This window comes from Planomonospora alba (assembly GCF_039534085.1).
GTDB lineage: Bacteria > Actinomycetota > Actinomycetes > Streptosporangiales > Streptosporangiaceae > Planomonospora_B > Planomonospora_B alba.
The window spans coordinates 63,449-88,644 of record NZ_BAAAUT010000031.1 but is presented as its reverse complement, the minus strand read 5'-3'; the positions used below and the strand labels follow the sequence as shown (position 1 = coordinate 88,644).

Here is a 25,196-nt window from a genome sequence, read left to right as displayed (position 1 = left end):
CGGCGTCACTGTCGGCGTCGGCGTCACTGTCGGCGTCGGCGTCACTGTCGGCGTCACTGTCGGCGTAGAACTAGGCCCAAAAATCGCAAGCGAGTCCATGTACAGAGGACCAACTACCTCTGTCTCTACCGTAATACGTAACTGGGCCTTAGCTGCCCCGTCGGGAACCCAGACCCACTGGTCTTCCGAAGTGCTCCAACTATTTTGGATGACTGGATATTCATGCAGGTCCGAAACTACTAGGGTCCCGCTTTCATCGAACCAGTCGACGCCATATTTGACAGTCGTCTGCGCATTTCCCGACTGCCAGAAATATCCTTCGAGACGATAGGATTCGCCGGCCCTCATCCCTGATATCATTTCCGAGCGGGCAGTTGTTACGCTATCTGCGCTCTCTTTCTTCAAAAGCGCAGAATGCTCCCCCTGTTGCACTTGGTCGGTTGAGCGGCCAATCTCGCCTCCTTCAACCACCCAAGGAGTAATATCCGTCTCAAAGAAGGGATTCTGATTGTAAATCAGATCTTCTTTGTCGGGAGCCGTAGGTTCAACGTTAGGAGCAGGAAGGCCAATTGGAGGAGCATCCGACCCGCTATCCGGATCAGCTCCTGCGACAGCTTCGGCCTCGGTGAGGTGCTCAGGATACCCTTGATTGATAAGGGCATCACCGACAGCCTCACCCGTTTCTAGCCCTACCTTTATCGCAGCTTCTGCCGACAAGGCGGGAGCTGAAGGTGGAATATCTCTAGAGTACCCTGCTTTTTGCTTCGCCAGATCGTATTCATAAGATTCTGGCGGCGTTTCTCCTGGTCTAATTGGATAGACGGCGGAAAACTTTTCAGCTGGAGCATATTGAACGAACAGGACGGGCCCGCGGGGATAGTCACCGCCACCCCAGTAGCCGTACTCGGAGGAGCGGTACCAGCGCCAGTTGGTGACGTCGCTTTCGCTGACGGCGCTCAGCCGCACCCCGTAGTCCTTGGCGCCGTCCATCCAGCCCTGGACCATCTCCTCGATGGAGTAGTACAACTCGCCCTCGCCACGGGCACAGTCTTTGTCGTAGGCACCCTTGCTGGCAGCAAAGGCGCTGCCGCTTACCGCCGGCTGGTTGTTCCAGGTCATTGTGCTGGCGTGCCAGTCGCTGATGACCGGACGGGCGATGATCCCGGAGTTGATCTGTGAGTCGCAGGTGTTGGACTCGTGGTTCCACAGCCGCAGGTCGGCGTTTTCCACCGTGCCGCCCATCAACGGGGTACCGGCGACATTGAAGCGGATGTAGGTCCGCCAGGTCACGCTGCCGCTGTTGGACTTGCCCGCGATGAGGCGGTCCAAGCCCCGGTTGCTGGAACTGGAGGGGTAGCTGTGGCTGACGAAGGTGTCGTCTTCCAGGCCGGTGCCGGTCCAGGTGTCGGAGGCCGCCGCCATGGTGACCGGGTAGGTGACCGCGGGATCGGCGAGGAACTTGGCGTCCGGGGAGATCACCAGTTCCTGGCCAGCGGTGCTCTGCTCGGCGGTCATAGCCGCCGTTCCGACCTTGCCCTTCTCGGGATCGGCGACCGCGGCCGCGTCCATCATCTGCGCGGTGGTGAGGTCGACGAGTTCCTTGCCGCCCTTGTCGGCGAGCAGGGACAGATCTCCGGAGGGGTCCTTGCCGTAGCGGGTGCCCTTGGGCAGATTCACCGGGACGCGGATCTTCAGCTTGCCGGTGGGCCGCTGACGGATGACGATCTCTTGCCGGAAGCCGGTCGGGGTGGCGGTGACGACCAGGTCGACGCCCTTGCCGTAGGCCGAGGGGTAGGTGGCGGTGTTGTCGGCCAGGCGTGGCTTGGGCAGTTTGCCGGTGGCGGCGACTGTGGCCTTGCCCTTCTCGTTCTTGATCTCCACCACGGTGCTGTCACCACCGGCAGACAGGGTCAGATCGCCCTTGATGGCCTTGGGCTTGATGACGCCGTCCTGCTCGACGAGCCGGGTGTCAATCGGCTGCCAGACCCCGTCTTTCTGCACCCGGATCGGGGTGGAGTGCACCTCGGCATAAAGGGTCTTGCCATCGGGATTGGCGTACGTGGTCGAGGTCTCCGTCCGGTAGGACTCGATCTCGATGCGCTTGTTCTGCTTCTTGGCCTCTGCCTTAAGGGGGGCGAGCAGGTCGGCGGCGGGGGCCGGTGTCGTAGACGCAGAGGGTGTGGGGGCGGGGTCGGCGGCGGCGGGTACCGCTGCTATGAGGGAGGTTGATAGCCCGAGGACGGCTATCAGCGAGGTGCGGCGGCGGTGAGTCAGCGCGCCGAACCCGGGGGGATGTGTGTTCACTCCGGCCTTTCGTGATCGTTACGACAAACCGGATGATCTTTACATAAAGGCCGCGTAAAAGTAAAGATGATCTCAAAGGTGGTGCTTGAGTGTCCGATGTGGCCACCCGAAGATCATGTGATCGAAGGCCGTCAATATAGTATTGACGATGCTTCGTTGATCTTGCAGAGCTCGACGCGAGCCTGGAGCGCCTTGGCGGTTTGCTGTTCAGCTGAGGCATCCCATGACTGCAGGCACCTCTGATCTCGCTACTCGGCCCGCATCAACGAGACCGGCCGGACCCGGACCGCCACCAGGATCGAAGCCGCTGCTTTGAAACTCGTCCCTGGCTCCTATGGGCCGTCATCCGCGACGCCTCCGGCCGTCCCGTCGAGCTGCTGCGTCGCGTCGCGTCGCCTCGACCCGGGTCCGGCTCATCCGCAAGGACCTGCCGCTGTCACCGGCCACGTAGCGGGCACCCTGCAGCGGATGGAATACTAGCGATCACTTGGTCTACGTTTCGGGTGGACAAAGTGCGACGGCCCCCGGCTCTAACCCCGCCGGGGGCCGTCGCTTTCCCGCTGAGAGACGGGCTTCCTGCCAGGACTACGCTTTTGTCAGGGCAGCAACGATGTCCTGAGCAAGAGACAGGCTGGAAGCGGCAATGAACTTCTGACGTCGGTCCATGGCCTTGCCGATGTCGGCCACCGTGCCGAACTGGTAGTCCAACGGGATAGGACGGCCTTGGAGATCGACAACCACCCCTCCGGCGGCGTTGAGAATGTAGTGGCCAGGCGCAAGGTCCCAGACAGCGAAGCCCTTCGCGAACTCGACCGTCGCATCGCTGAAGCCTGCCGCGACATGGCACAGACTGATGGACCCGAAGTCCACGCCGATCCGGCCCCGGCTGGCTCCGTCCGCAGAAGGCTGTTCCAATGCCTCGATCAACCGGGTCTGCTGGGCGAGCGCCTGAAAGCGGTCAGGCTTCATCAGATAGTTGGTGACCAAGGCTTCCGGCAGCGAGGGAAACCGGTCCAACCGCAGCGTGCGTGGAGTTCCGTCCTGGGCGAAGAGGACGGCACGGTCCTGTCCGGCGTCGTCACGAGCAGCCAGGTAAATCTGGAGGTGGTGGAAGATGTCGCCCACCACTGCGGCAATGGGGCGGGCGAGACTGCGCGAGTAAACCAGGACATGTGTATAGCCGTAGAGTGCCCGTACGGCCAGTTCGCTCGTGTCGAGCGGATCGACCAGGATGCACAGGTCAGGGTCAGGGTCGTCTCCGACAACCTGAGGGTCTGCCTCCTCGGAGGCGTAAATGTACGACGGGAAGACTTCCGTCAGCAGCGCTCGATAGCGCTCGTGCATCCACAAGTCGTAGTCCGACAGGAAGTTATCGGTGTGCCGAAGGTTCCTGTTCTCCGAGCGGTCACCTGACAGAGCGGCCTCGATCAGCCGGGGGCGGATTTCACCGATCACCGTTGAGACCAGCTCGGCAAGTTCCTGCGCGATGCCGGGCAAAGGGGGATGGGACGTCACGATGCACCTCCGGTTTGTCAGCGTAGCTCCAGGGGTGGTTCGATGCCGGGAGGGCTCATGGTCGCAGCGATGAACACCGCTTTGAAGTCCGCGGCCCGCATGATGTCGGCGCCGGTGAGGTCATCGAAGCTGGCAACTTCGAGGTTCTGCTCCTTCGTCATGGCTCCGAAGACGGCGAAGTAGATCTCCGCACCCGGGTACCGCTTGCGGATCTCCCGGGTGATGAAGCCGACGACGTCGGCGTGCTTGACCTCGAAGTCGCACAGGACGATCGACGGGGCTTCCGGCAGTTCCGGGTACATCGAGGCTGGATCGAGAGCGATGAAATCCCGGCTCTTGTTGCACTTGAGGTACCCGATAGGACATCGCCCGAACTGGGCGGATGCGAGGAAGGTCGCCATGACTAGGCCGGCTTCGTTGATTCCGAAGCAGGCGTCTACGTCCACGCGCCGCCCGACGTCCTTGATCTGCTGGATCAGCCGCTCGATCCCGTATCCGAAGGAGGCCCAGCTCAGGTTCAGCAACCGGCCTGGCCGGGGGTTGGGCAGGGAGTAAACGCAAAGCTCGGGGTTGCCGTACTCCACAGTCGGAGCGGTGAGGTTGAAGTCCGGGCCGATGACGTTGTCTTCTGCGGGAATCGCCTGGTCATCCCGCCAGATTGGGCGTCGTACCGTGGCGGCGTGTGTGTCGACCGGCGACCGGGAAGTGTCGGCTTCGGTGAATCTCTTGAGCGAAAGCTGGTCTTCGGGGGCAAGCCGTTCGTACGCCTCAGCGATCAGGTCGCTGGGGGAGATGTGCTCGGTCGCCACGCCGAGCGGGCCGCTGCTGTAGGCGGTGGCGAGAATCAGGAGACTGGAGAACGACGGAGGCGAACCAGCGCCGCCGCGAGCACGTGCCCATGTCTCCCAGGCGTTGATCGAGGTGCCCCCCAGGTTGGTTTGGTACCCGGTCACCTCGTTGTACCGAACGGCCGCTTGATCCTGGGAGAGGCTGCACGCGTAGCGGTGCGCTTGAAGACTGGGTATGTCGGGATATCGATTCATCAACTCGATGGCGGCCTTCTTAACCGAACCCGTCTCCTGCCATAACTGTCGGCCGATACGGGCTAGTTCACGTCCCCGCGCCTGAGGGCTTTCTCCGCCCCGAGTCTGGGTAGGCATCGGGCCTCCTCGTGGTCGTGGCGCCAGATTACCCATTCCAATGGGCAAACTCCGGAGATTAAATAAAAACCCAGGTCACGGCCACCGCGAAACCCGAGTGATTGCGGACTCTCCCGCAGGTGTGAGGCGAACTCGTCAAGTCCTACGGTCGGGGCATGCGCTCCCCTGCCACCGCGGGCGCCTTCGATCCCCTAACCCCGAACTGGCCCCGCATCCGCCACTACCTGACCGGCGGGAAAGACCACTTCCCCTCGGATCGGGCCGCCGCCGACCGCCTGCAGGAGATCCTGCCCTCCATCACCGCCGTGCTGCGTGAACAGCACGAATTCACCGACCGCGCTCTACACCACCTCATCACCGAAGACGGCATCACCCAGATCCTGGAGCTGGGCTGCGGCTTTCCCCGCCCCAGGAACGTCCACGAGATCGCGCTCGCGCTGACCCCGGACGCCCGGACCGTCTACGCCTCCGACGACCCGATGGTGCTCGCCCACGCCCGCGCGCTGCTGACCGCAGACGGCACCTCCATGACCGTGGCCCGTGAGCTTCATGCCCCGCAGACCGTCCTGAAAGACCCGGACGTGCAAGGCTTCCTCGACCTCGATCAGCCGGTCGCCGTGCTCCTGGCCGACGTGCTGCACTTCACCGATGATCCGGCCGGGGTCGTCGCCGCAATCGGTGAGCACCTCGCCCCCGGCAGCACGCTCGTCATCTCCCACCTGTGCCTTGACGGGCTCGCCCCGGCCGCCGCGAAAGCCATCGTGCGGGTGCTCGCCGACACCGATACCCCGATCACCCCACGCACCTCCGGCCAGATCCGCGCGCTGTTGGCCGGGCTCGACATCACCGCCCCCGGCCTGGTCCCGGTCGCACGGTGGCGGCCCGAGCACGACCTCCACCACCCGACCCCGCAGATCCTCGGCGCAGTCGCCACCTGGCCAGGAGGACGACCATGAGCGGGCGCGACACCTCAACCGTCGCGCCGCCGTGCCCGCGTGCTCCTGGTGGCGTCCAGGAGCACGCGGCCGGGCGCGGACCGGCCGCCGGGGGTGGCAGCCGTGGGCGGTCCGCGCCCTTCGCCCTTGAGGAGACCCAGCGCAAGACGCTGGCGGACTGCGTCGGCTGCCTCTACCCGGCCTGGACGATCTGGTCGGCCCACGGCACCTGGTACGCCACCCGCCCCCCTCGCGCGGGCGCTCTTGCCCGGACGCTGCACGCCCCGTCCGCGGGCGCACTGTGCGAGCGCCTGGCCACGGCCGAACCGCTGACTGCGAAGGAGGAGAGCGCATGAGCCGCCCAGCGTCCACGTCGCGTCCGGTGCTCAAGGTCGTCACCCGGTGGATCACCCTCCCCCGCGACATACGCTTCCGGGCCGGTGACAGACGATGACGACCCCCCAGGACATCCCCGCGCCGTACGTGCTGGCCTACTCCGGGGAGGCCGTCACCCCGCGCCTGATCTTCACGCCCGACCCGCTCTCCGGTGAGCTGCGGCTGTCCTACCACAAGCCGCGACCACGCTCGGACTGGCACCGCGGCGTCCTGCTGGCCCGGACCCGCACGAACCGCCGCGGCCAGGTCATGTGGCGGATGCTGAACCGGCACCGCCAGCAGGAATGCATGGCCAAGGGCCTGTGCCAGGTATGCGCAGGCCCGGCCGCCGACCCGGCGACCGGGCGGATCTGGTGGGTCATCACCGAGACCGGCTGGCGAGGGACCAACGACTCCGGTGGCCTGACCAACGCGCCCCCGACCTGCCGGGCCTGCATCCCCGCCTCCCTGCGGTGGTGCCCCCAGCTTCGCAAGTCCGCCGCCGTCTACACCGTGGGCGGCTACGAGTCCGCCGGCGTGCTCGCCGACCTCTACGAACCCGGGCCGGGCGGCATGCCCGTCTTCACCGGCGACCACAACCGGTTCGTCGGCTGGGAGGAGTTCGCGCTCCTGCCGTACGCGCTGGCCACGCAGATGGTCGTCCACTTGAACGACATGGCCCTCATCGAGCACGGCGCCGACCCCCGCGAGACGCTCCTGCTCACCTCATAGCCCGGCGCGGCGGCGCAGGAGGCAGCCCAACCCGTGTATCTCCAGCGTCGCCGCGCCGACCAACCCCCTCGCGGACGAGCGTCACCGGACTCCTTTCCTGCTCGCCCGCGAGGGGCCAGCCCACGACCGGCACGGAGGCACCATGCACGAACTCCTCGTCAGCCCGTTCCTCGGCGAGTACCTCGTTCTGCGGCCCGGCAGCCCCGGCGGCCTGAGAATCTCCGCCAGCAAGTACGCCGAGCTGCGCGCCGCCACCACTCCGCCGACCTGGTACACCGACGCCGTCGCCCGGCGGTGGGACACCGACATCAGCGACGCCCCGCTCGCCGCCACCACCCTCATCCGCGACCCGTCCCCGCACGGGTTCGTCCGCGCCACCTACGAACTCAACCTCGGCTGCAACTACGACTGCGAGCACTGCTACCTCGGCCTGAAGCGATTCGAGGGCATGACCTGGCCCGAGCGCCAGAAGATGCTGCACACCCTGCGTGACGCCGGAGTGGTGTGGCTCCAGATGACCGGCGGCGAACCCATGATCGACCCGCTGTTCATCGACACCTACGGCCTGGCCTACGAGCTGGGGATGATGCTGACGCTCCTGTCGAACGGCTCCCGCCTGTCCAACCCGAAGGTCCTGGACCTGCTGACCCGCTACCGGCCACAGGACATCACCCTGTCGATGTACGGCGCGACCGAAGCCGCCTACGACGCGCTCGTGCGCCGCCGCGGCGCCTGGCGCAAATTCATCACGGGTGTGACGGCTGCGTTGGAGGCCGGCCTGCCGCTGAAACTCAGCTTGATCGTCACCCAGACCAACGCGGCCGAGCTGGAGCAGATGCGCGCCATGGCCGAGCGGTGGGGCCTGTCCTACGACGAGTACGTGAACATGTCGCCGACGATCTACGGCGGCGACGAGACCCTGCCGTCACAGTCCGCTGAGCACCTGCGCAAACGCAAGCCGTTCACCGGCTGCAACGCCGGGCACACGTTCTTCCACGTCGACCCGCACGGCAAGGCGTCCATCTGCAAGATCGGCCGCGACCCGTACGTGAAGCTGCTGGACGAAGGCGTGGAGGGCCTGGCCCGCCTCGGCCAGATCGCCGACAAGCTCCTGCTCCGTCAGGGCGGCTGCACCGGATGCACCCTGCAAGGCACCTGCGGGACGTGCATGCCGCTCGTCACCCTCTACCGCAAGGCGGGCTCGCCGTTGCGGAACTACTGCCAGCACCGAGAACGAGAGGAGGTGAACACCCGATGACCGCTGTCATGGTGGAGCTCGGTCCCCGGCCCGCCCCGGCCGAGGAGATCGAGCTGATCGACGACGTGGACGCGATCGTCGCATCCAGCAAGTGCTCCTGCTCCGCAGGAGACGACGCCCCCTACTGATCCTGACCCGGTGAGGACCGCCTACGCTGACCCGTAGGCGGTCCTCCGCTATGTGAGCAACGACCACCGAGGAGCATCGTGGCAGTCGAACGCCTGCACTGGGACGACCTGCCGAACACCACCCGCGCGGCCGTCGAAAAGCACACCGGTACGATCTGGTCAGCCGACACCGTCTCCGAAGGACTCAACTCCGCCATCGCCGCGGTGCTCGACACCGCGACCGGGCCGGTGTTCGCCAAGGGCCTGCGCTGTGACTACCCGCGCCGCTGGACCCAGGATATGGAAGCCCTGATCAACCCGCACGTCACCCACCTGTCGCCGCGGCTGCTGTGGCGCGTGGACGACGGCGACTGGGACCTGCTCGGCTTCGAGGCCGTCGACGGCCGGCACGCCGACTACCGGCCCGGCTCACCGGACCTGGACCAGCTCGTGGAGACGATGACCACGCTCGGACAGATCCGCTGCCCGGAGCTGCCGGTGAAGGCCGCCGAGCATCGCTGGCGGACCTACGTCACCGACCCCGCCGACCTGGACTGGTTCGCCGGTGACCGGCTCCTGCACACCGACTACAACCCCGTCAACGTGCTGATGTCCGGCGGCCGGGCACTGCTCATCGACTGGGCCTGGCCCACGCGCGGCGCCGGATGGATCGACCCCGCGTGCCTCATCCTGCGGCTGATGGCGGCCGGACACACCGCCACCGAAGCCGACCAGGTCGCCGCGCGCATCCCCGCCTGGACGCAGGCCCCGGCCGAAGGCGTTGCCGCGCTCGCCCGCGCGAACGTACATCTGTGGCAGGAGATCGAAGACGCCAACCCCACGCCGTGGGTGCAGACGATGAACCGGGCCGCCCGCGACTGGCTGACCTATCGCACCTGACCTCGGGAAACGAAGAAAACGCCCTGCTCCTCCACCGGGAGGAGCAGGGCGTCCACGTATATGGAGCGATCATCCGGGTGTCACAGTGTCCGCTGCCCGCCAACTAGTGGTGGTCAAGTAGCCCTACATCTCACTGGGCAGCAACACGTACTACACGGCACCTTGACTGCCCAAGCCCGTATGGAGCGTGCTTACCACGGCTTCCACCAGCGGATTATCGCGGTCCATGTTCATGTGAACACGCTATGGCCAGGGTTCCGGCAAAGTCGGCTGCATGATCCCGTAGACCGTGCCGGTTCGGTGCTCCCCGGCAGATAATCACTTGCTTCCTTCGACGGTTGTCGACGCGGTCTCTCACGTCCCTCTGAATCGGGCATCCGAGGTCCACAACGCCGAGAGCCTGACGCCATGGCCGGATAACGGGAAGCCCTCGGGTGGATAGGGTCTTGAGTAGTTCCGAAAGGGATGAACGGCGCGGTCGTCGCGAAATGTGACGGCCCCCTGCTGCAACAGGGAGCCGTCGAAACCCTTCCATCCACGCGAAAGGTCGTTCCATGACCCAGCCTACCCATCTCGACAGTGATCCTCGCCCTCCAATGCTCTCGACCCGCGTAGTCCTCATCACCGTGACCTCGTTCATCATCGGGGGCGCAATGGGCCTGCTGGCTTTCGCGGGAGACGCGTCTATCGCAGAGAGCATCAAGGACGGCCTGATGGCGTCCGGGGCTGTGTTCGTCGCCCTACACCTGCTCATGGAGAGATGACACTGCGGAGCCCCGGCCGAGCATGGCCGCACGGGCCGGGGCTCCGACCGTAGAGACTATCGAAAGCACAAAGCGCCCCCGTCGTCCCGAAGGACGACGGGGGCGTCGCATATCCGCAGGTGACTGGTCTTCCAGCCGTGGCCGCTACCGCTGGTCGAGCGGCAGGTCCGGCCGAGGCGTGTGCCTGGTCACGTACCCGGCCGCGTACGTGACCAGGCCCGGCAGCAGCGGGACCGCCAGCGACTCCAGCCAGTCCGGCAGCCAGGCGATCAGGTCCAGGTCGGCGTTGACGGTCTGCAGCACCGTCAGCAGCGCCAGCAGGCCCAGGTACGAGCCCGCGGTGGACGCGGTGACCTTCTTCTCGACCGGTGCCTTCTCCCGGATGACATCTCCGTGCATGGCCCCTCCCAAGGGGTGAGAAATACGAAAGGACCAGCCGATCGGCTGGCCCTGCAGGGGAAGATCGTTCAGTTCGTCAGGTCGACCAGGCCGGGCAGCATCCCGGGCCGGTCGTCGTCGGTCACGACAGCGCCTTGATCCAGCACTCCTTCGTCCAGGCCGGACCCGACCCGAGGCCCTTGGCCTTCTTGAACGCCTCGACATCGGCCGTCAGGGCGTCGTCGTAGACGAACGAGTGGAGGTTCTTCGGCTCCTGCACGCCACGGGCCAGCAGCAGGCACCGCAAGGTCTTGACGTGCTTGTGCTCGTCGCCCGGCTTCAGGGGCGGCAGGTTCTTCACGAGGGCCTCCATCCATGACGTCTCCGGCTTCGGGTTCGGCTTGGGAGTCGGCTTCGGATCCGGTTCTTCCTTCGGCCGTTTCGCGCCCGCGCGGACCCACGCATACAGCGGCCCACCCGGGCATGAGGTCGCATATCCGTCGCGGTGGCCCTTGACCTCCCGGCCGGCGCCGCCCTCCCGCCGCAGGTACTCGACCGCATCGACCACCGCGTGCAGCAGCTCGTCGTTCGGCTCGGTGAACCCGCTGGAGCCGACGAGGGCGAGCACGGCGTAGTGCTCAGAGTTGAGGCCCGGCCCGTTGGCGGCCGGGACGACCCCAGGGCCGCGGCCCATGAAAACGCGCCGGTGGGGACAAGCGACCAGGTTGTAGCCCAGGTCGATGTACTTCTCGCCTCGGCCACCGGACATGTGCATCCGCTGGAAACTGATCACCAGTTCGATACAGATCCGGTGATCGTCCACGATCTTGGGGTTGACGTATCCGCCCGTATAGTGGACCTTGACCCCGCGCGTGCGGGTGATGCGCGTGTAGGAGCCGGACGGGTCTTCCGCCCTCCACCCCCTCCGGGAGATCATTCTCACCGCGTCATCCCTTCGTCAGGCTGATCAACGCCACGATCACTCCGGCGGTCGTCACCAGCACCGTGACGATCGCAATGATCTGCTTCGTCCGGTCGGCGAGCTGCGCGCTCGTCACCGCTTCCCGTTCCACCGCATCCAGACGGTTCTCCAACGCCACATGACGGACCTCGGCCGTCTCCCGGTCCTTGCGGACCTGCTCGGCCAGCTCGGCGTGACGGCCGTCGACGTGGTCCAGGCGCTGCAAGATCAGCGCGGTCTGCCCGGAGGTCCGCTCGAAACCGACCTCGACCAGGCGGCGCAGCTCGGCCAGCGCAAGCGAGACGTCCGCGGAGGGCTGCTCGTTCACTGGACGCTCCTCGGTGTGTAGTAGCGGTACGGGCCATCACCACGCACGATCACCTCGTCCCGGCGAGGTTCAACCAGCAGTGGCGGCACGTCCTGACGAATCGCTTTCACCAGCCAGAACACGGACACGCCGGCCGGGCCGCGCACCGTGAACCGGCCTTGGGCCGGGTAGGTCGCCGACACCTCAACGGGCGTCTCTCGACTCGTCAGCAGCACGGCCCGGCCCTCAGCCGCAGTGAGCGCCTCGAAGTAGCCGGGCAGCTCCACCAATGCGGTCCCGTCCTCGCCGAGTACGACCTCGCCCCAGTATTCGACGCCGTTGTGCGGGCTCTCGGTCGTGGCATGTACGAGATACCGGTCGGCGTGCTGCGGCTGCGGGTGGTCGATGATGAAGGTCTTGACGATGGTGTTGAGGTCGTTGCGGACGAAGTGCAGCTCGCCATTCCAGAACGCGCGGAACGACCCGTCGCCGGGGCCGCTCTGCGCTGTCCACCGGAACCCGTCGGAATCGCCCGCCTTCCCCTCAAGGACGAGGTCCCCACCGGCGATGATCCCTCCGCTGACGCTGAGGCCGCCGCCGCCCATGACCCACACCTTGCCGTCGGTGAGGCACCTGATGCCGGAGATCGTGCCGTGGTCCGGCTGGGTGACCAACCCGATGTAGTTACCCCCGCTGGGATCGACCTGCATGATGAACTTCCGGCCGTTCATCGGCACGCTGCCGATCTGCAAAGTGTTCGCGCTTGCCACCTGAGCGGTGATGTAGTGGTAGTTCGACCCGTCCTCGTACCACCTGATTTCCGGGTCTGTCAGGCCGGACGGGTTCACGACGAGCCTGCGCCCCGACAGGGCGGACACCAACTGGCCCATGATGGTGACGGAGCCGGTGGCCGCCGAAACGTTCACTGTCTGCTGGCCGTTGCTGTTGTAGGTGCGCAGGCCCAAGGTGTCCAGCTCGATCCGTGCGCCTGACGTGCCCGAACGCAGCGTGAACGCGCCCGCCGAGGTGATGTTGACGGTGGTCACGCCGGAGCTGTTGAACGCCCGCAGCCCCGAGGTGTCCAACTGCACCCGCGGGCCCGACGCAGCCGACCGCAGCGTGAACGAGCCGGTGTTCAGCAGCGACACCAGCTCGTTGCCGCCCGAGTCGTAGCCGCGCACGCCGGTCGAGTTGAGCTCCACCCGCGCACCGGTGGGGTTGCCCGCGACGATCCGCGTGGACAGGGTGAGCACTGCGGCGAGCTTGCCCGCTGTGATCGCCCCAGCTTCGATCGTGTCCGCACTGACGGAGTTCGCCGCCAGGTGCCCGGCCTGGATCGCCAGCGCCTGGATCAGGGAGCCCGTGATCGAGTTCGCGACGACCTTGTCGGAAGCGACGATCGTGCCGTCGATGATGTCCGCGCCGTCAATCACCGCGCCGATCATGTCGGTGTCCACCAGCGGCAACGTGGCGATGACCGCCGCCGTCGAGGCCGCGGACTCGTTACCGGAGCGGTCGACCGCCGTGAAGAAAAACTCCCGGTCGGCCTCGTACGGCTGACCGGCGACCACCACGGACCCGGCTGCGTCCAGGTAGTCGATCGCGGCCGCTGGGTCCTCGGCCAGGGGGTCACGCATCCACACGCGGACCCGCGCGAAGTCGGCGGGCATCGCCTGCCCGTCCGACGTCAGCCCGTCCCACGCGACGGTGATCACCCCGAGCCTGCTCGACAGGACCGGCGCGGACGGCACCGGAGGCGGATCCGCGTCATCCGGGATCTCCACGGCGACCGGTTCGGAGAACACGCCCTTGACGCCCCGGGACGTGGCCCGGACCTTGAACGCGTACTCCCAGCCGACCTCCAGCGGCGAGTACGTCGCCGTGGTGTCGCCGCCACCGGTCATCGCGATCAAGCTCCACAGCTCGCCGACCTCGTTGCGGCGGGCGAACAGCTCGTAGCCGTCGATGTCGAGCGCGACCCCGGCCGTGTCCGTGAGGGTCGGCGCCCACGTCGCGGTGATCTGCCCGGCCGCGATCCCGCCCGGCCCGATGTAGGCCACCGGTTCGACCAGCAGCCCGGTCGGCGCGGTCGGGGCCCGGCCGCCGGCCTCCGGAGCGGGCGGCCGACCGGACCCGCCCGTGGACACGCCGCCCGCGAGGATCCCGGCGGCCTGGCGGGCCCGCTTGATGTCGGCCTCCAGGAACCGGTCGTTGAGGACGAGGTTGCCCGACACCTGGCCGTCGACGTCAGCGGTCAGCGTGATCTGCCGGACCCGCAACGGCTGCATCACCGCGCCGTCGCCCGGCGCGAGCACCCGGTCCCCCGGCCGATAGTGCGCCCAGGGCAGCCACCGGGCCAGGTGCGGGATGATGCCGCGGGTGATCTGCACCCGCTCGCCGGAGGCCCGCGCCAGCGCCGCCTGCCCGAGCAGCGTCGCGGTCCCGTGGTCGGTGACGCCGCCCTGGGACTGGAAGGTCTCCCAGCGGCCCCACGGCACGGTCGCGGCGGGGTTGGTCACCTCGACCCGCAGCCCCGCCTCCCCCGTCACGAGGATCGCTGAGGCGGCGTCCTCCAAGGTCGCGTCGTCCGGCGCTTCGATGATGTCGCGGCCGAGCCGCAGGTCCACCGAGTCCGGCCCGGCCGCGAGGTTACGCGCCAGCGCGGTGCCCTCCCGGAAGACCCGCAGCGTGCGGCCCTGCATCTGCCAGTCCACGATGCCCTGCTCAGCGAGGTTGATCAGCAGGGTCAGCAGCGGCGTACCGGGCTCCACTGACAGCGTCAGTTTCGTGCCCCACGGTGCGCCCGCCGAGTCGTGCGTCGTGGTGAAGTCCACGGTCAGGCCCGGCAGCGCCCCACGTGCCTGCCCCTCGGTGATGAACGTCCGCAGGATCGCGCCCGCCGACACCGCGGAGAAGATCCGCTTACCGTCCGCCATGACCCCGCCCGGGTACAGCACGAGCTTGTGGAGCTGCCACGCCCACCCCGGGCAGGTGTAGGTCCGCACGCCGGTGATGTCGGTGTGATCGGTCGTCCGCTTGATCCGCAGGAACCGCCCGTCCGGCGCTTCAGCCCAGGGCCCGCCGTCCACGCTGTACTCCAGCGCGACCTCGCACGGCTGCGCGAGATGCTGCGTGCCGGCCGCGTGCGCCGAATACGAGATCCGCAGGCTCGGCACGTCATTCAAGGGCATCCCGGCCTCGAACCCGAGGAGCTGCGCGAGCGTTCCGAGACGAGGCCCGTTCGGGGCGTAAGCGACCAGGCGCAAGCCGTACCGGAAATGATCTCCCTGAAGAATGATCGAATTCAATGGACCTCACTCGGCCTCAAAGGGCTGCAATGATCAAGCTTCATCCCCAGGTATCCTTGTCGATGCGTTGATGCAAATGTCGCCATGGAAGGCACAAAACGAAGAATGGGGCTTTGTTGTGATTGAGTTTGGATTTTACACCGGCATAATTATTGGGATTTTCTATTACCTAATACTTCCGGTTCTCAAGTGGATGGCCAGCCTGGCAGAAAAGGCTGAAGCTAAAAAGGAGAGGGAGGTGATGGCGGCACGGATGGCCAGCGACAGGGTCGCAGCAAATATAAAGCATGCAGCAAGTATGCTCGATCCTGTATTTGACCCCGACTTGCCAGGGCATGCGCGAAACATGATTCTCGGCAACGCTGCTAGCCATATTGATGACTGTTTGCGAGGGCGTCGAATGGATGGCGTTGTATTTATTGCGTCACTGAACTCCCAGTTCAGCGGGATGATGTGGAGGGCTCGAAAGGCGGTAAAGATCGTCGATGAATCCATGGTCAAGCAGCGTGGCCTGCTAGATGGCATTGCCAATAAAGTCATACTCCCTAGGCAAGTTTGGGAGATCGCTCGGCTGCTACAAGTTCAATCGGAGCTTGCAAATGAGCAAGCTGAGGCGCGCCGTGGAGTTGTCTCACCGGAACTGGATGCTGTTCTGGCTCCGCAGCGAAAAGCCCTAGAGAGGTCGATTCATGCAACGGCGCAGCGTATAATCGCCCTAGAGAAATACGCCACCCAGGTTCAAGAGGCGGACTCGGCGCTCTTGGCGCAGGAGATGCTCCATAGAAATGATAAATATCATGACCTGCTGGCGATGACGGATGATACTGACGCCATGCGAAGCCTAACTCAACATGCCGATGCCGTGGAAAGCACCCTTAGTCAAAGCATCAGGGGCGCCATCGCAGCAGGAGAAGCATTAGTTATTCCGGATAATTTCCGGAATTGATCAGGTCAGGAATTCTCACTGCCTCTTTTTTCGGTCAGGTCGGCGGTGAGCTGGTCGACGGCCGCGCCCAGGACCACGTTCTCGTACGTCAGATCAGCGATCCGGCGGCGCAGGCCCTCGATGATCTGCTCGTAGCTGACGTTCAACGACTGCTGCTCAGCCACGGCGGGCCTCCTCGGTTCGGTGGATGACCCGGATCCGGTCCAACTCGACGCGCAGCGCCGCCGTCCGGATCAGGTCGATACGGGTCTGCTCACGGATGACGCGCAGCGGGTCTGGGGCCGCGCTCGTGGCCCTGCTCATCCTCGCGTCCGGCGGCGCGGGCGCCGCGGTGACGACCACGCCGTACTTCTCCTTGCAGATGGCGATCTGCTGGTCCACCTGCGCGCGGGCCTCCTGCGGGCTCAGCAGCGCCGGGGTGAGCATCTCCAGCTCCCCGGCGGCCTGGTGCGGCCCCAGCACCGGCTCGTACAGCGCGATCTCCAGCGCCTCCTCCACGCTGTCCAGGCCGTACTCGGCGACCCGGTGCTCCAGCGCCGCCTTCGGCAGGTAGTAGGTGACCGTGCCGTCGTCGGCGACGCTCTCCGGCACCTGGTAGGTGATCACCCAGAACGGGATCCGCCCCGAGGTGTCGGTGGTCTCCCCCACGCCCGTCACGACCCACTGCGCTACCGCCACCGCCGCCCCTCCCTGAGGTCGTCATTGCCGCCAGGCCCAGATCATCGCGACGACCGGCTGGCCCGTGTTCGTCGTGGTCGCCGCCGCGATCCCGAAGTTCGACGTCGTGCGGCTGCGCACGAACATGCTCAGCGTCGAAGCGCCAGTGCCGGAGGAATACTCCGCGCCGACCACGCACAACGGCACCGACAACAAGGTCGCGCCCCACCCGATGTTGCTGTAGGAGCTGCCCGACGACAGGTTCAGCGCGAACATGATCAGCCCGGCCTCGACGCCGCTGTAGGACCAGCGGCCCCGGTACTCGACCGAGCTGGACGTGAACCGGAACCGGTTCTGGTTCGCGCCGATGTCGTTGTAACCGATCTCCATCTCCGCCGGGGTGGCCAGCATGTAGCCGCCCCCGGCCAGGTTGGTGGCCGGGTCGTAGACGTAGGCCCGCCACTCGTCGCCCCGCTGGATCACCGCCGAGCGGCGCGTCCCGTCCGGCGACAGACCGGAGACGTGGACGATCGAGCCGTCACCATCGACGTACATCCGCGCGAAGTTCGAGCCGGACCCTGGGTAGAAGCGAATCTCCGGGTCCACGGCGCCCGCCGGGTTGATGATGATCCGCCGGCCGACCGTGCCGGACGCGAACTGCCCGACGATGGCGACCGCGCCGGACGCGGCGGAGATGTCCACCGTCTGCACGCCATCGGGGTTGAACGCCCGTAACCCGGCGCTGTTGAGCTCGACCCGGGCGGCGGCCGGTGACCCGGCGACGATCCGCGTCGACAAGGTCAGCACGGCCTCCAGCTTGCCCGCCGTGACCGCTTCAGCGGCGATGTGCTCAGCCTCGACCGCGCCCACCGCGAGCTTGTCGGCCGTCACGGCGTTGGCGGTCAGGTTGCCGGTGGTGATGGACTCCTCGGCCGCGTCCCCGGCCACGAGCGGCACCGTGGCGATGACCGCGCCGGGTGAAGGCGCGGACTCGTTCCCGGAGTAGTCGACCGTCGTGAACCGCACCTCGCGGTCCGCGCCGTACGGCTGGCCGGGCACCACGACCGACCCGGCGGCCTGGAGGTAACCGACCTCCGCCCAGCCGGGCGCGAGCGGGTCCTGCATCCAGATCCGTAGCCGGTGGAAGTCGCGCGGCATCGCCTCCCCGCCCGCACCGAGACCGTCCCAGCCGATACGGATCACGCCGAGCCGGGTCGACAGTTGCGGCGCCGAGGGCACCGGCGGCGCATGCGGGTCGTTCGGGATCGTCACCGCCACCTCAGCGGAGAACGGCCCGCGCTGGCCGAGGTTGACCGCGCGGACCTTGAACGCCCACTGCTGACCGACCGGCAGCGGCGAGTACGTCGCCGTGGTGTCGGTCGCCTCCGTCACCGCGATCAGGAACCACGGCGCGCCTTGCTCGTTGCGGCGGGCGAACAGCTCATACCCGCCCACGGTGAGCGCGACCCCGCCCCCGTCCGCGATGACCGCTCCCCACGTCGCGGTGATCTGCCCCTGAGCGGTCCCGGCCGCGTCCAGATACGCCAGCGGATTCACGATCAACCCGGCCGGCGCGGCCGGAGTGCGCGGCGACGGAGCCTCCGGAGCCGGACGCGCCCCCGACCCGCCCTCCGCGGTCGACCCGCCCACGATGCCGGCCGTGCGGCGCGCGAGCCGTACCGTGCGCTCGAGGAACCGGTCATTCAAGATCAAGTTGCCGGTGATGTGGCCCCGCTCGTCCCGCACGAGGGTGATCTGCCGAATCCGCAGCGGCTCCAGGACACCGCCGTCGCCGGGCGCGAGCACTCGATCCCCGGGCCGGTAGTCGCGCCAGGGCAGCCACCGTGCGGTGTCCAGGGTGATCTGCCGGGTCCGCTGGATCCGCTCGGCTGCGGCGCGCGTGAGGGCCGCCTGCGCGAGCAGGGTCGCGGTGCCCATGTCGGAGACGCCGCCCTGACCGACATAGGTCTCCCACCGGCCCCACGGCCCGGCCGTCGCCCCGGAGGAGAAGGACACACGGAACCCGTCGTCACCGACGACGAGGACCGCGTTGGCCAGGTCCTCCAGGGTGCCTTCGTCGGGGGCGTCCACGATGTCGCGGCCGTAGCGCAGGTCCACGGGCGCGTCCCCGCTGGCCAGGTCCCGGTCCAGTTCACCGCCCGGGTCGGCGTTGAACACCTGCAAGGTACGGCCCTGCATCCGGAAGTCGCACACGCCCTGCTCGGCGAGGTTGATGAGGGTGGTCAGCGCGTCCAGGCCCGGCTCGTAGTAGATCGTCAAGACCTTCGACCAGGACTCATCGGCGGAGTCGCGCTCCGGGGTGAAGTCCCAGTCCAGGCCGAGGGCGGTGCCGCGCGCCTTCGCTTCGGCCAGGAACGTCTGCAGGATCTCCCCGGCGGTCGCCGACAGGAACGCCCGCTTGCCGTCGACCAGCGTCCCGCCGGGGTACAGCACGACTTTCCGGAGCTGCCAGCCGTAGCCGGGCATCTCGTAGACGGCCGTTCCGGTCCGGTCGACGTCGTTGACGGCCCGCTTGATCCGCAGGAACCGCGAGTCGGGGTCCTCGGTCCAGGTCTGCCCGTCGACGGACCACTCGACGGCGACCTCGCAGGGGGAGGCGAGCAGGTCCGCGCCGAGCGCGTGCGCGCTGTAGCGCAGCCGCAGGCTCGGCACGTCGTCCAGTGGCCACCCGGTGTCGCAGCTCAGCGGGTGCGGCAGCGTGCCGAGACGGTCACCGTTGGGTGCGTAGACCACGAGACGCAGGAGGAAAGGCACGGTTTATGCCTCCGTCCCACCGTTTGGAACCAGTTTCTCTTAGTTCCCGAAACGTTTGTAAACGTTTCGTGAGTGGCAATTCAGTAAACGCTGACCTGTTTTCAGAGTTTCCGCCACAGTGCTTCCGAAGGCTTGGTAGTGTGCTCGTTGGTCACACGCCCTACAGCCAGACGACCCCCGGGGACGGCTGGTGGACCGGAGCTGTCCCCTGTGGGAACCGGTCCAAGAAAGGCGGGGAAACCCGATGTGTGGCCACCAGCCCGGGGGGCCGAGCAGCGAAGAGCGGATGCTGTGGATGCAGCTACTGCTGCTACTCGTGGAACTCCTCCGGGGAGGTGGGCTTGGCTGACGCTCGACTAGCATTCGGCTAGCGGGCAGCCAGCCAAGCCGCAGCGAGGCTCCGAGGAGGTTCCGGACGCCGACTCGGGGCCTCGCCTCTCTTGCGGCTAGCCTAGCAAAGACGTTAGCTCACCGTAGACTCTTTATAGTTTCTCCGATTAATTTTTTCGGGAAACCATATATGATGCGCCGACAGTTATATTTGCCCAACATTTTTCGGGCATGGCATTTATGGCTTGCTGCTCATGTAATAAACGCAGCTTCCGCCCGGCAGCGAATCCATCAGCTCAGCGCGACCACCGGGATCCGCGGCTGCTTGTCCCAGCCGACGAAGTTGATCACGGCGGGCAGCTCCGTGTGCGCCGTGCTGCCGTAGCACATCCCGTCCAGCAGCCCGACAGCCGCAGGCGTGGGCTTCAGCACGGGCAGCTCCACGTTCTGCAGCTTCGACAGCTCCAGCGCCACCCACACGCTGTTCCCGTCAGGAGAGGCCGGCACCGAGTGGGGGAAGGAGACCTGCCACCAGCCTCCCCACGGCGTGGCCTGCACGTCGTAGGTCACCGCACCGGCGACGTAGCCCCGCTTACCGTCGTAGACCGCGGCCCTCCACGATCCCGTCGCGTTCGGGTTGTCGCCGATGCCGAGGTGCAGGGTCTGGAACGAGAAGTCCGCGGGAAGCGTGAGGCTCACCGCGATCAGGCTCGGCAGGGAGGAGACGGCTATCCTCTCGTTGGCCTGCCACGCCGGGATGCTCTGGACCTGCGACCGGTATCCGATCGCAGGCACCCAGTCGTTGGCCGTACCCCAGTCGGGTGCCATCGCGTCGATCGACATGCCTGTCTCCTTCACAGGTAGGCGCGGCGCGCCCGGATTTCGAGCATCGACGCCGCGGTGGTGGAGGTGGCCGAGCTGGTGACGAGCACCGCCCGGGAGTGCGGGTCGGCCAGCGCGACCGCCGGGGTGAAGTGGATCCACCGGAACGCCGAGCCGGGGCCGGTCGCGTCGATCTGACCGGTCACGTCGTCCCCGGAGGCCAGATCCCAGGTGTCGGTGTCCACGAGCGCGGCCCGCATCGTCGCGCAGTCGAGCAGCAGCCGTTCCCCGGCGAGCAGACCGCCCGGCCGGGTGACCGCACCGCCGGTCGCGACATCGGTGATGCGCGGGTTGACGGCCGGTCCGGTGATCCGCACCAGCGCGTCCGTGATGGGCGCCGTCGACCCGGCGAGCGTCGTGACCGGCTGCGCGGAGGCGTTCGCCGAACCCGCCCAGGTCGCCTCCGCCGGGTCACGCCAGTAGACGCCCGGCACCCGCGCGAACGCCGTCAGCCGGGCCCGGACCGCGCCGACGTCGACCTCCGGATCGGACACCGCGGTGATGGTCACCTCCGCCGCCCGGGTGATCGACCCGGCGGTGTAGGTGAGCGTCATCAGCCGGTGCCGGACCCCGAGCAGCGCCGCCAACGCCTCCAGGTTGGCTTCCAACTGCTCGAACCCGCCGTGCGCGCCGGCCGGGGACCGGCCGGTGACGCCGAGCACGAGCGGGATGGTCGTGGTGGCGTGGTCAAGGCCGAGCACGGGCAGCTCCCCGGCCCGGCCCGGCACGCTCACCTCGACCGCGCGGACCCCGGGCAGGGGCCGCCGCCGAGTGCCCTTCTTCAGCGTCCAGCAGCCGGCCGGATGGTCCAGGGGGACGCCGTCGAGCGTGTAGGTCGGCACCTCACACCACCCCCAGAGCGCCCGCGTACTGCAGGCCGCGGTTGACCGTCGTGGACGTCGGTTCGGCCTGCGGGTAGTGGTTGACCACGTGGATCGACGCGCCCGCCGTCCGGGCGCCGCCGGTCACCGGCAGGCCGGTCGATCCGAAGCTCGCGGTGAGCTTCGGATCGAACGACTTCGACAACCGGCCCGCGATCCCGGCGGCGGTGTTGAGCACGCCGCGCTGCGAGGCGAGCATGCCCTCGCTCATGCCCATCATGGTGAAGCGGCCGATCTCGGCGAACACCTTCGACGGGGAAGCGATGCCGAGGGCGTCCTTGACCCACTGCGGCATGATGCTGGAGAAGAAGTTGTAGATGGAATCGCGGAACCACTGCCACATGCCCACGATGCCGTTCCACAAGCCGATGATCAGGTCATGGCCCAGGCCGCCCAGCAGCCCGCCGAGACTGCCGATCGCGTTCAAGATCGAGTTCGGTAGGCCCCGCAGCCAGTTGACCAGGTCATCGAACCGTTGCGTCACGGCGTTGCGGGCGTCATCGACCCACCGGCCGAGCATGCCGGGCAGCTCGGAGAACCAGTTGATGATGCCCTTGATGTTCTCGATCGCTGAGTCGATCTTGCTGCGGACCCACTCCCACGCCTCGGGGATCTTGTCGCGGATCCACTGCAGCGCCGGGGTCAGCGCTGAGAGGATCTTCGCGGCGAGGTCGATCACCCACTTGATCAGGTCCCCGACGACGGGGATGACCCTCTCCAGGATCGTCGCGGCGACCTGCACCAGCCACGTCACGACCGGCATCAGGGCGATGACGATGTCCGCCAGGACCGAGATGATCGGCATCAGCGCGGCCAGGAGCTGACCGAACGCGCCGACGATCTGCACGACGACCGGCGTCAACGCGGTGATCAACTGCGTCACGACCGGCAGGATCTCCGCCACCAGCGGAGCGAACGCCGCGACGAGCTGCGCGACGATCCCCACGATCGGCGTCAGCACCGGCAGGAGCTGCACGAACGCGCCGATGATCTGCATGATCGACGGCATGAGCGCGATCAGCGCCTCCAGCAGTGCCGTCCCGATGGTCGAGGCGGCCTGCACGATGATCGGGATCAGCGGTGAGATCGCCTGCACCAGCAGCGTGATCGCCTGGACGAGGATCTGCCCGAGCTGCGCGGCGACCTGCGCCACCAGGGCGATCAGCGGCGTGATGACCGGCACCAGCGACGCGACCGCCTGGGCGAGCTGGACCCACACCGGCGCGAGCGCCTGCATGGCCTGCATGAGGACCCCGGCGAGGACCTGCGCGAGCTGCGACAGCGGCGGCAGGATCGGCAGCAGCGCGTTCAGGAACGTCTGCAGCACGGTCAGCAGCGTCCCGGCCCACAGCGCGGCGAGCTGCCCGATGATGGGGATCAGCGGAGTGATCGCCGGGAGCAGCCCGTTGATCAGCGTCACCGCGAGCGTCACGACCTGCGGGATCAACGGTGACAGGGAGGTGACGAGCTGCCCGAACGCCGCGACCAGCGGACCCAGCGCGGGCGTGATCGCCTGCACGCCGGCGGCCAGGGTCGAGGCGATCAGCGCGGCGAGCTGCCCGATGACGGGCAGCAGCGGCGACAGGGCGACCAGCACCCCGGAGATGGCTTGGCCGATCGGGGCCAGGGTCGGACCGATCGCGGCCACCGCGCTGCCGATGCCGTTGACGACGGCCATCACCCCGGGTGCGAGCGCGGAGATCGCCGGGACGATCGCGTTGATCGCCGTGGTGAGGATCGGCCCGATCGCCTGGGCGAGCTGCCCGACGAGCGGCGCGATGCTGCCGATCCCGGCGGCGAGCGCCAGGATCACCGGCAGCAGCGCTTGGCCGACCTGGCCGATGCTGGTGAACACCGACACCAGCACGTCCTGGCCCTGCGCGGAGTTGACGAACGCGTTGAGGCCGTCGAGGAGCTGCCCGATGACGCCGAGCGCGTCGCCGCCGGAGGTCCGCATCGCGTCGAAGACCCCGGAGACGATGCCCCACACGTCCTGCAAGATCGAGCCGAGCTGCCGGAACACCTCCACGGCGCCCTGCATCCACCCGAGTGCCTGCCCGGAGTCCGCGGCGGCCGACAGGAAGTTCCCGAGCCGGGTCGCGGCCTCGGCGATGCCGGGCGCGAGCGACGCCGAGAAGGTCGCGCCGACCGCGGCGAGCTTCGCGAAGCCGGTCAGCAGCGGCTGGAGCGCCGGGGTCAGGTCCCGGATTGCGGCTTGCAGTGACGCGAAGATCGTGTTGACCGTCGCCACGGCGGTGCTGGACCGTACGAACTCGGCGACCTGCACCCCGGCCTGCCCGAACGCGGAGGCGACACCGGTCATGCCCGCCTGCAGCGGACCGCCCAGGACCGAGGCGACCGCGCTGATCTGCCCGGCCAGCGGCGCGAACAGGCCGTCCTGCACGCTGGACTTGAGCTGGTCGAACGCGGGCTTGAGCGCCCGCACCTCCAGCGCGGCGGCCCGCGCCGCCGGGGACAGCTTCGCCAGCGCCGCCTCGAACTTCGCCGGGTCGTCCCCGAGCGCGGTGGAGAACGCGTCCCCGACGCCGGACAGGGCGACCGCCAGCGTCGCGAGCGCGGCCGCCCCGAGCGCGACCGCGCCGGGCAGCGCCGCGACGATCCCGGCGGCCGGGGCCAGCGCCGCCCCCAGCGAGAGCGCGCCCTGCCCGGTCACCGCCATGGCGGACGCCATCACGGAGAACTTCGCGGCCGAGGCGACCAGCGACGTCCCCATGAGGGTCGCGTTGCCGCCGATGGACCCCATGTGGACACCGGCCTCCCGGGCGGCGTCCCGCAGGTTCCCGATCGCGCGCCGCAGCCCGGCCGACAGCCGGTCCCGCAGGTCGATGGTCGCGAACAACTCGCCCACGTTCAGTCCCACGGGCCGCTCACCTCCTGCTCTGTGTCCATGCCGAGGTGCGCCAGCAGGGCGCGACCGATCAGGTGGGTGTAGGCGGGCGGGATCGCTTGCGCGATCTCCCGCCGCGTGGCCGGCCAGTGGATGTCCATGGCGTCCTGCCACTGCGCGACGGTGCCTTTGCCGCCGCCCTTGCCGTACACGGCGACGTACGGGCCCCGGTACCAGCGGCCATGGCGGATACCGGAGACCCGGCCCCGGTGCTTGGGGTGCTCCACCGGGCCGACGAGGTCAGGGGGGCTCAGCTCGAAGATCCGGTGCCGCAGCACCCCGAGGGAGAACATCTCCCCGCACAGCAGCAGGTCCCGGCGCAGCGGAGCTCCGACGACGTTCTCCATCACCCACGGCCGCCCGGTCGTCTCCAGCGCCTCCCGGGTGGCGGGGATGAGCTGCGGGTACGCGCGGCCCTTGTTCGTGCCCTTGGTCAGCGCGGTCGAGGCCAGGCACGGCGGGGAGACATGGATCGCGTCGTATTCGTGGCCGTGCTCACGGATGTAGGTGATCGCGTCCGCCTGGATGAACGCGTCCCCGATGTAGCGGGGCTGCGGGGTGATGTCGACGCCGGTGACGTGCCAGCCCGCGAGCTGGTAGCCGCGCGTCGCTCCGCCGACCCCGCAGCACGCGTCCAGCAGCCGCGGCTTCACCGCTTGCCGCCGTCGTCCGGCGGGGCCAGCGCGCGAGCGATCCGCGTGTCGGCCGCCAGCAGCCCCAGCAGCCGCACCTGCAGCCACCGCCAGGACCGGGACGCGAGCAGCCCGGGGGCGCCGACGTCGAGGCCGTAGTGCTCGTGCAGGTCAGCCTCGA

The 25,196-nt window shown here is 67.6% G+C and carries 21 protein-coding genes; 7 read left to right on the top strand and 14 right to left on the bottom strand.

The window, feature by feature from the left end; all coding sequences use genetic code 11:
* From ABD823_RS19915 to ABD823_RS19905, 3 genes are all read right to left on the bottom strand, one after another.
* Positions 1–2,304 (bottom strand): DNRLRE domain-containing protein (locus tag ABD823_RS19915; RefSeq protein WP_344861740.1); only part of this gene is annotated, 2,304 nt, incomplete at its 3' end.
* Positions 2,305–2,889: 585 nt separating this feature from the next.
* Positions 2,890–3,801, bottom strand: coding sequence for an inositol monophosphatase family protein (locus ABD823_RS19910; protein WP_344861738.1), 912 nt, complete (start codon positions 3,799–3,801; stop codon positions 2,890–2,892).
* A 35-nt stretch (positions 3,802–3,836) separates the two neighbouring features.
* Complete coding sequence (locus ABD823_RS19905) at positions 3,837–4,979, bottom strand: hypothetical protein (protein ID WP_344861736.1); 1,143 nt, start codon at positions 4,977–4,979, stop codon at positions 3,837–3,839.
* Positions 4,980–5,134: 155 nt separating this feature from the next.
* Here ABD823_RS19905 and ABD823_RS19900 point away from each other — a divergent pair, with 155 nt between their 5' ends.
* From ABD823_RS19900 to ABD823_RS19875, 6 genes are all read left to right on the top strand, one after another.
* Positions 5,135–5,935, top strand: coding sequence for an SAM-dependent methyltransferase (locus ABD823_RS19900; protein ID WP_344861734.1), 801 nt, complete (start codon positions 5,135–5,137; stop codon positions 5,933–5,935).
* Between the two features lie 429 nt (positions 5,936–6,364).
* Positions 6,365–7,021: a hypothetical protein gene (locus ABD823_RS19895; protein WP_344861732.1), complete on the top strand. Its 657-nt coding sequence runs from the start codon at positions 6,365–6,367 to the stop codon at positions 7,019–7,021.
* Between the two features lie 142 nt (positions 7,022–7,163).
* The gene (locus tag ABD823_RS19890; RefSeq protein ID WP_344861730.1) at positions 7,164–8,279 is read left to right on the top strand and encodes a radical SAM protein; all 1,116 of its coding nucleotides are present in this window, start codon (positions 7,164–7,166) and stop codon (positions 8,277–8,279) included.
* Entirely contained in the window at positions 8,276–8,407 is a 132-nt protein-coding gene (locus ABD823_RS19885; RefSeq protein ID WP_344861728.1) for a hypothetical protein, read from the top strand. Before ABD823_RS19890 ends, ABD823_RS19885 begins: the two co-directional genes overlap by 4 nt.
* Before the next feature lie 78 nt (positions 8,408–8,485).
* Entirely contained in the window at positions 8,486–9,286 is an 801-nt protein-coding gene (locus tag ABD823_RS19880) for a hypothetical protein (protein WP_344861726.1), read from the top strand.
* Between the two features lie 596 nt (positions 9,287–9,882).
* Positions 9,883–10,050 carry a hypothetical protein gene (locus ABD823_RS19875; RefSeq protein ID WP_344861724.1) on the top strand — a complete coding sequence of 56 codons (168 nt, stop codon included), beginning with the start codon at positions 9,883–9,885 and terminating at the stop codon, positions 10,048–10,050.
* Positions 10,051–10,194: 144 nt separating this feature from the next.
* Here ABD823_RS19875 and ABD823_RS19870 read toward each other — a convergent pair whose 3' ends face one another.
* The 4 genes from ABD823_RS19870 to ABD823_RS19855 form a co-directional block, all read right to left on the bottom strand.
* Positions 10,195–10,449: a hypothetical protein gene (locus tag ABD823_RS19870; protein ID WP_344861722.1), complete on the bottom strand. Its 255-nt coding sequence runs from the start codon at positions 10,447–10,449 to the stop codon at positions 10,195–10,197.
* A 121-nt stretch (positions 10,450–10,570) separates the two neighbouring features.
* Positions 10,571–11,365 carry a peptidoglycan recognition protein family protein gene (locus tag ABD823_RS19865; protein ID WP_425566630.1) on the bottom strand — a complete coding sequence of 265 codons (795 nt, stop codon included), beginning with the start codon at positions 11,363–11,365 and terminating at the stop codon, positions 10,571–10,573.
* Between the two features lie 10 nt (positions 11,366–11,375).
* Positions 11,376–11,717, bottom strand: a complete 342-nt coding sequence (locus ABD823_RS19860) for a hypothetical protein (RefSeq protein WP_344861718.1) — start codon at positions 11,715–11,717, stop codon at positions 11,376–11,378.
* Positions 11,714–15,004 carry a phage tail protein gene (locus ABD823_RS19855; protein ID WP_344861716.1) on the bottom strand — a complete coding sequence of 1,097 codons (3,291 nt, stop codon included), beginning with the start codon at positions 15,002–15,004 and terminating at the stop codon, positions 11,714–11,716. The genes ABD823_RS19860 and ABD823_RS19855 overlap by 4 nt, the downstream gene beginning before the upstream one ends.
* On the opposite strand from ABD823_RS19855, the gene ABD823_RS19850 reads away from it, so the two are divergent.
* A complete protein-coding gene (locus ABD823_RS19850; RefSeq protein ID WP_344861714.1) occupies positions 14,991–15,950 on the top strand; it encodes an intermediate filament family protein in 960 nt (319 codons plus the stop codon). The genes ABD823_RS19855 and ABD823_RS19850 overlap by 14 nt on opposite strands.
* A 5-nt stretch (positions 15,951–15,955) precedes the next feature.
* On the opposite strand, the gene ABD823_RS19845 is transcribed toward ABD823_RS19850, so the two are convergent.
* The 7 genes from ABD823_RS19845 to ABD823_RS19815 form a co-directional block, all read right to left on the bottom strand.
* Entirely contained in the window at positions 15,956–16,114 is a 159-nt protein-coding gene (locus tag ABD823_RS19845; RefSeq protein WP_344861712.1) for a hypothetical protein, read from the bottom strand.
* On the bottom strand, positions 16,107–16,628 hold the full coding sequence (locus tag ABD823_RS19840) for a hypothetical protein (protein ID WP_344861710.1): 522 nt from the start codon (positions 16,626–16,628) through the stop codon (positions 16,107–16,109). The genes ABD823_RS19845 and ABD823_RS19840 overlap by 8 nt, the downstream gene beginning before the upstream one ends.
* 21 nt (positions 16,629–16,649) lie before the next feature.
* Positions 16,650–19,382, bottom strand: coding sequence for a fibronectin type III domain-containing protein (locus tag ABD823_RS19835; protein WP_344861708.1), 2,733 nt, complete (start codon positions 19,380–19,382; stop codon positions 16,650–16,652).
* A gap of 621 nt (positions 19,383–20,003) precedes the next feature.
* A complete protein-coding gene (locus ABD823_RS19830; RefSeq protein ID WP_344861707.1) occupies positions 20,004–20,555 on the bottom strand; it encodes a hypothetical protein in 552 nt (183 codons plus the stop codon).
* A gap of 11 nt (positions 20,556–20,566) precedes the next feature.
* Positions 20,567–21,436, bottom strand: coding sequence for a hypothetical protein (locus tag ABD823_RS19825; protein WP_344861705.1), 870 nt, complete (start codon positions 21,434–21,436; stop codon positions 20,567–20,569).
* Position 21,437: 1 nt separating this feature from the next.
* Positions 21,438–24,356 carry a phage tail protein gene (locus ABD823_RS19820; RefSeq protein WP_344861703.1) on the bottom strand — a complete coding sequence of 973 codons (2,919 nt, stop codon included), beginning with the start codon at positions 24,354–24,356 and terminating at the stop codon, positions 21,438–21,440.
* Positions 24,347–25,036, bottom strand: coding sequence for a class I SAM-dependent methyltransferase (locus ABD823_RS19815; protein ID WP_344861702.1), 690 nt, complete (start codon positions 25,034–25,036; stop codon positions 24,347–24,349). The genes ABD823_RS19820 and ABD823_RS19815 overlap by 10 nt, the downstream gene beginning before the upstream one ends.
* Positions 25,037–25,196 lie beyond the last annotated feature (160 nt).

Excerpts from the sequence above, each read along its gene's own strand:
- ABD823_RS19905 (WP_344861736.1), bottom strand. The coding sequence starts at position 4,979 with ATGCCTACCCAGACTCGGGGCGGAGAAAGCCCTCAGGCGCGGGGACGT.
- ABD823_RS19900 (WP_344861734.1), top strand. The coding sequence starts at position 5,135 with ATGCGCTCCCCTGCCACCGCGGGCGCCTTCGATCCCCTAACCCCGAAC.
- ABD823_RS19895 (WP_344861732.1), top strand. The coding sequence starts at position 6,365 with ATGACGACCCCCCAGGACATCCCCGCGCCGTACGTGCTGGCCTACTCC.
- ABD823_RS19890 (WP_344861730.1), top strand. The coding sequence starts at position 7,164 with ATGCACGAACTCCTCGTCAGCCCGTTCCTCGGCGAGTACCTCGTTCTG.
- ABD823_RS19885 (WP_344861728.1), top strand. The coding sequence starts at position 8,276 with ATGACCGCTGTCATGGTGGAGCTCGGTCCCCGGCCCGCCCCGGCCGAG.
- ABD823_RS19875 (WP_344861724.1), top strand. The coding sequence starts at position 9,883 with ATGCTCTCGACCCGCGTAGTCCTCATCACCGTGACCTCGTTCATCATC.
- ABD823_RS19870 (WP_344861722.1), bottom strand. The coding sequence starts at position 10,449 with ATGCACGGAGATGTCATCCGGGAGAAGGCACCGGTCGAGAAGAAGGTC.
- ABD823_RS19865 (WP_425566630.1), bottom strand. The coding sequence starts at position 11,365 with ATGATCTCCCGGAGGGGGTGGAGGGCGGAAGACCCGTCCGGCTCCTAC.
- ABD823_RS19850 (WP_344861714.1), top strand. The coding sequence starts at position 14,991 with ATGATCGAATTCAATGGACCTCACTCGGCCTCAAAGGGCTGCAATGAT.
- ABD823_RS19830 (WP_344861707.1), bottom strand. The coding sequence starts at position 20,555 with ATGTCGATCGACGCGATGGCACCCGACTGGGGTACGGCCAACGACTGG.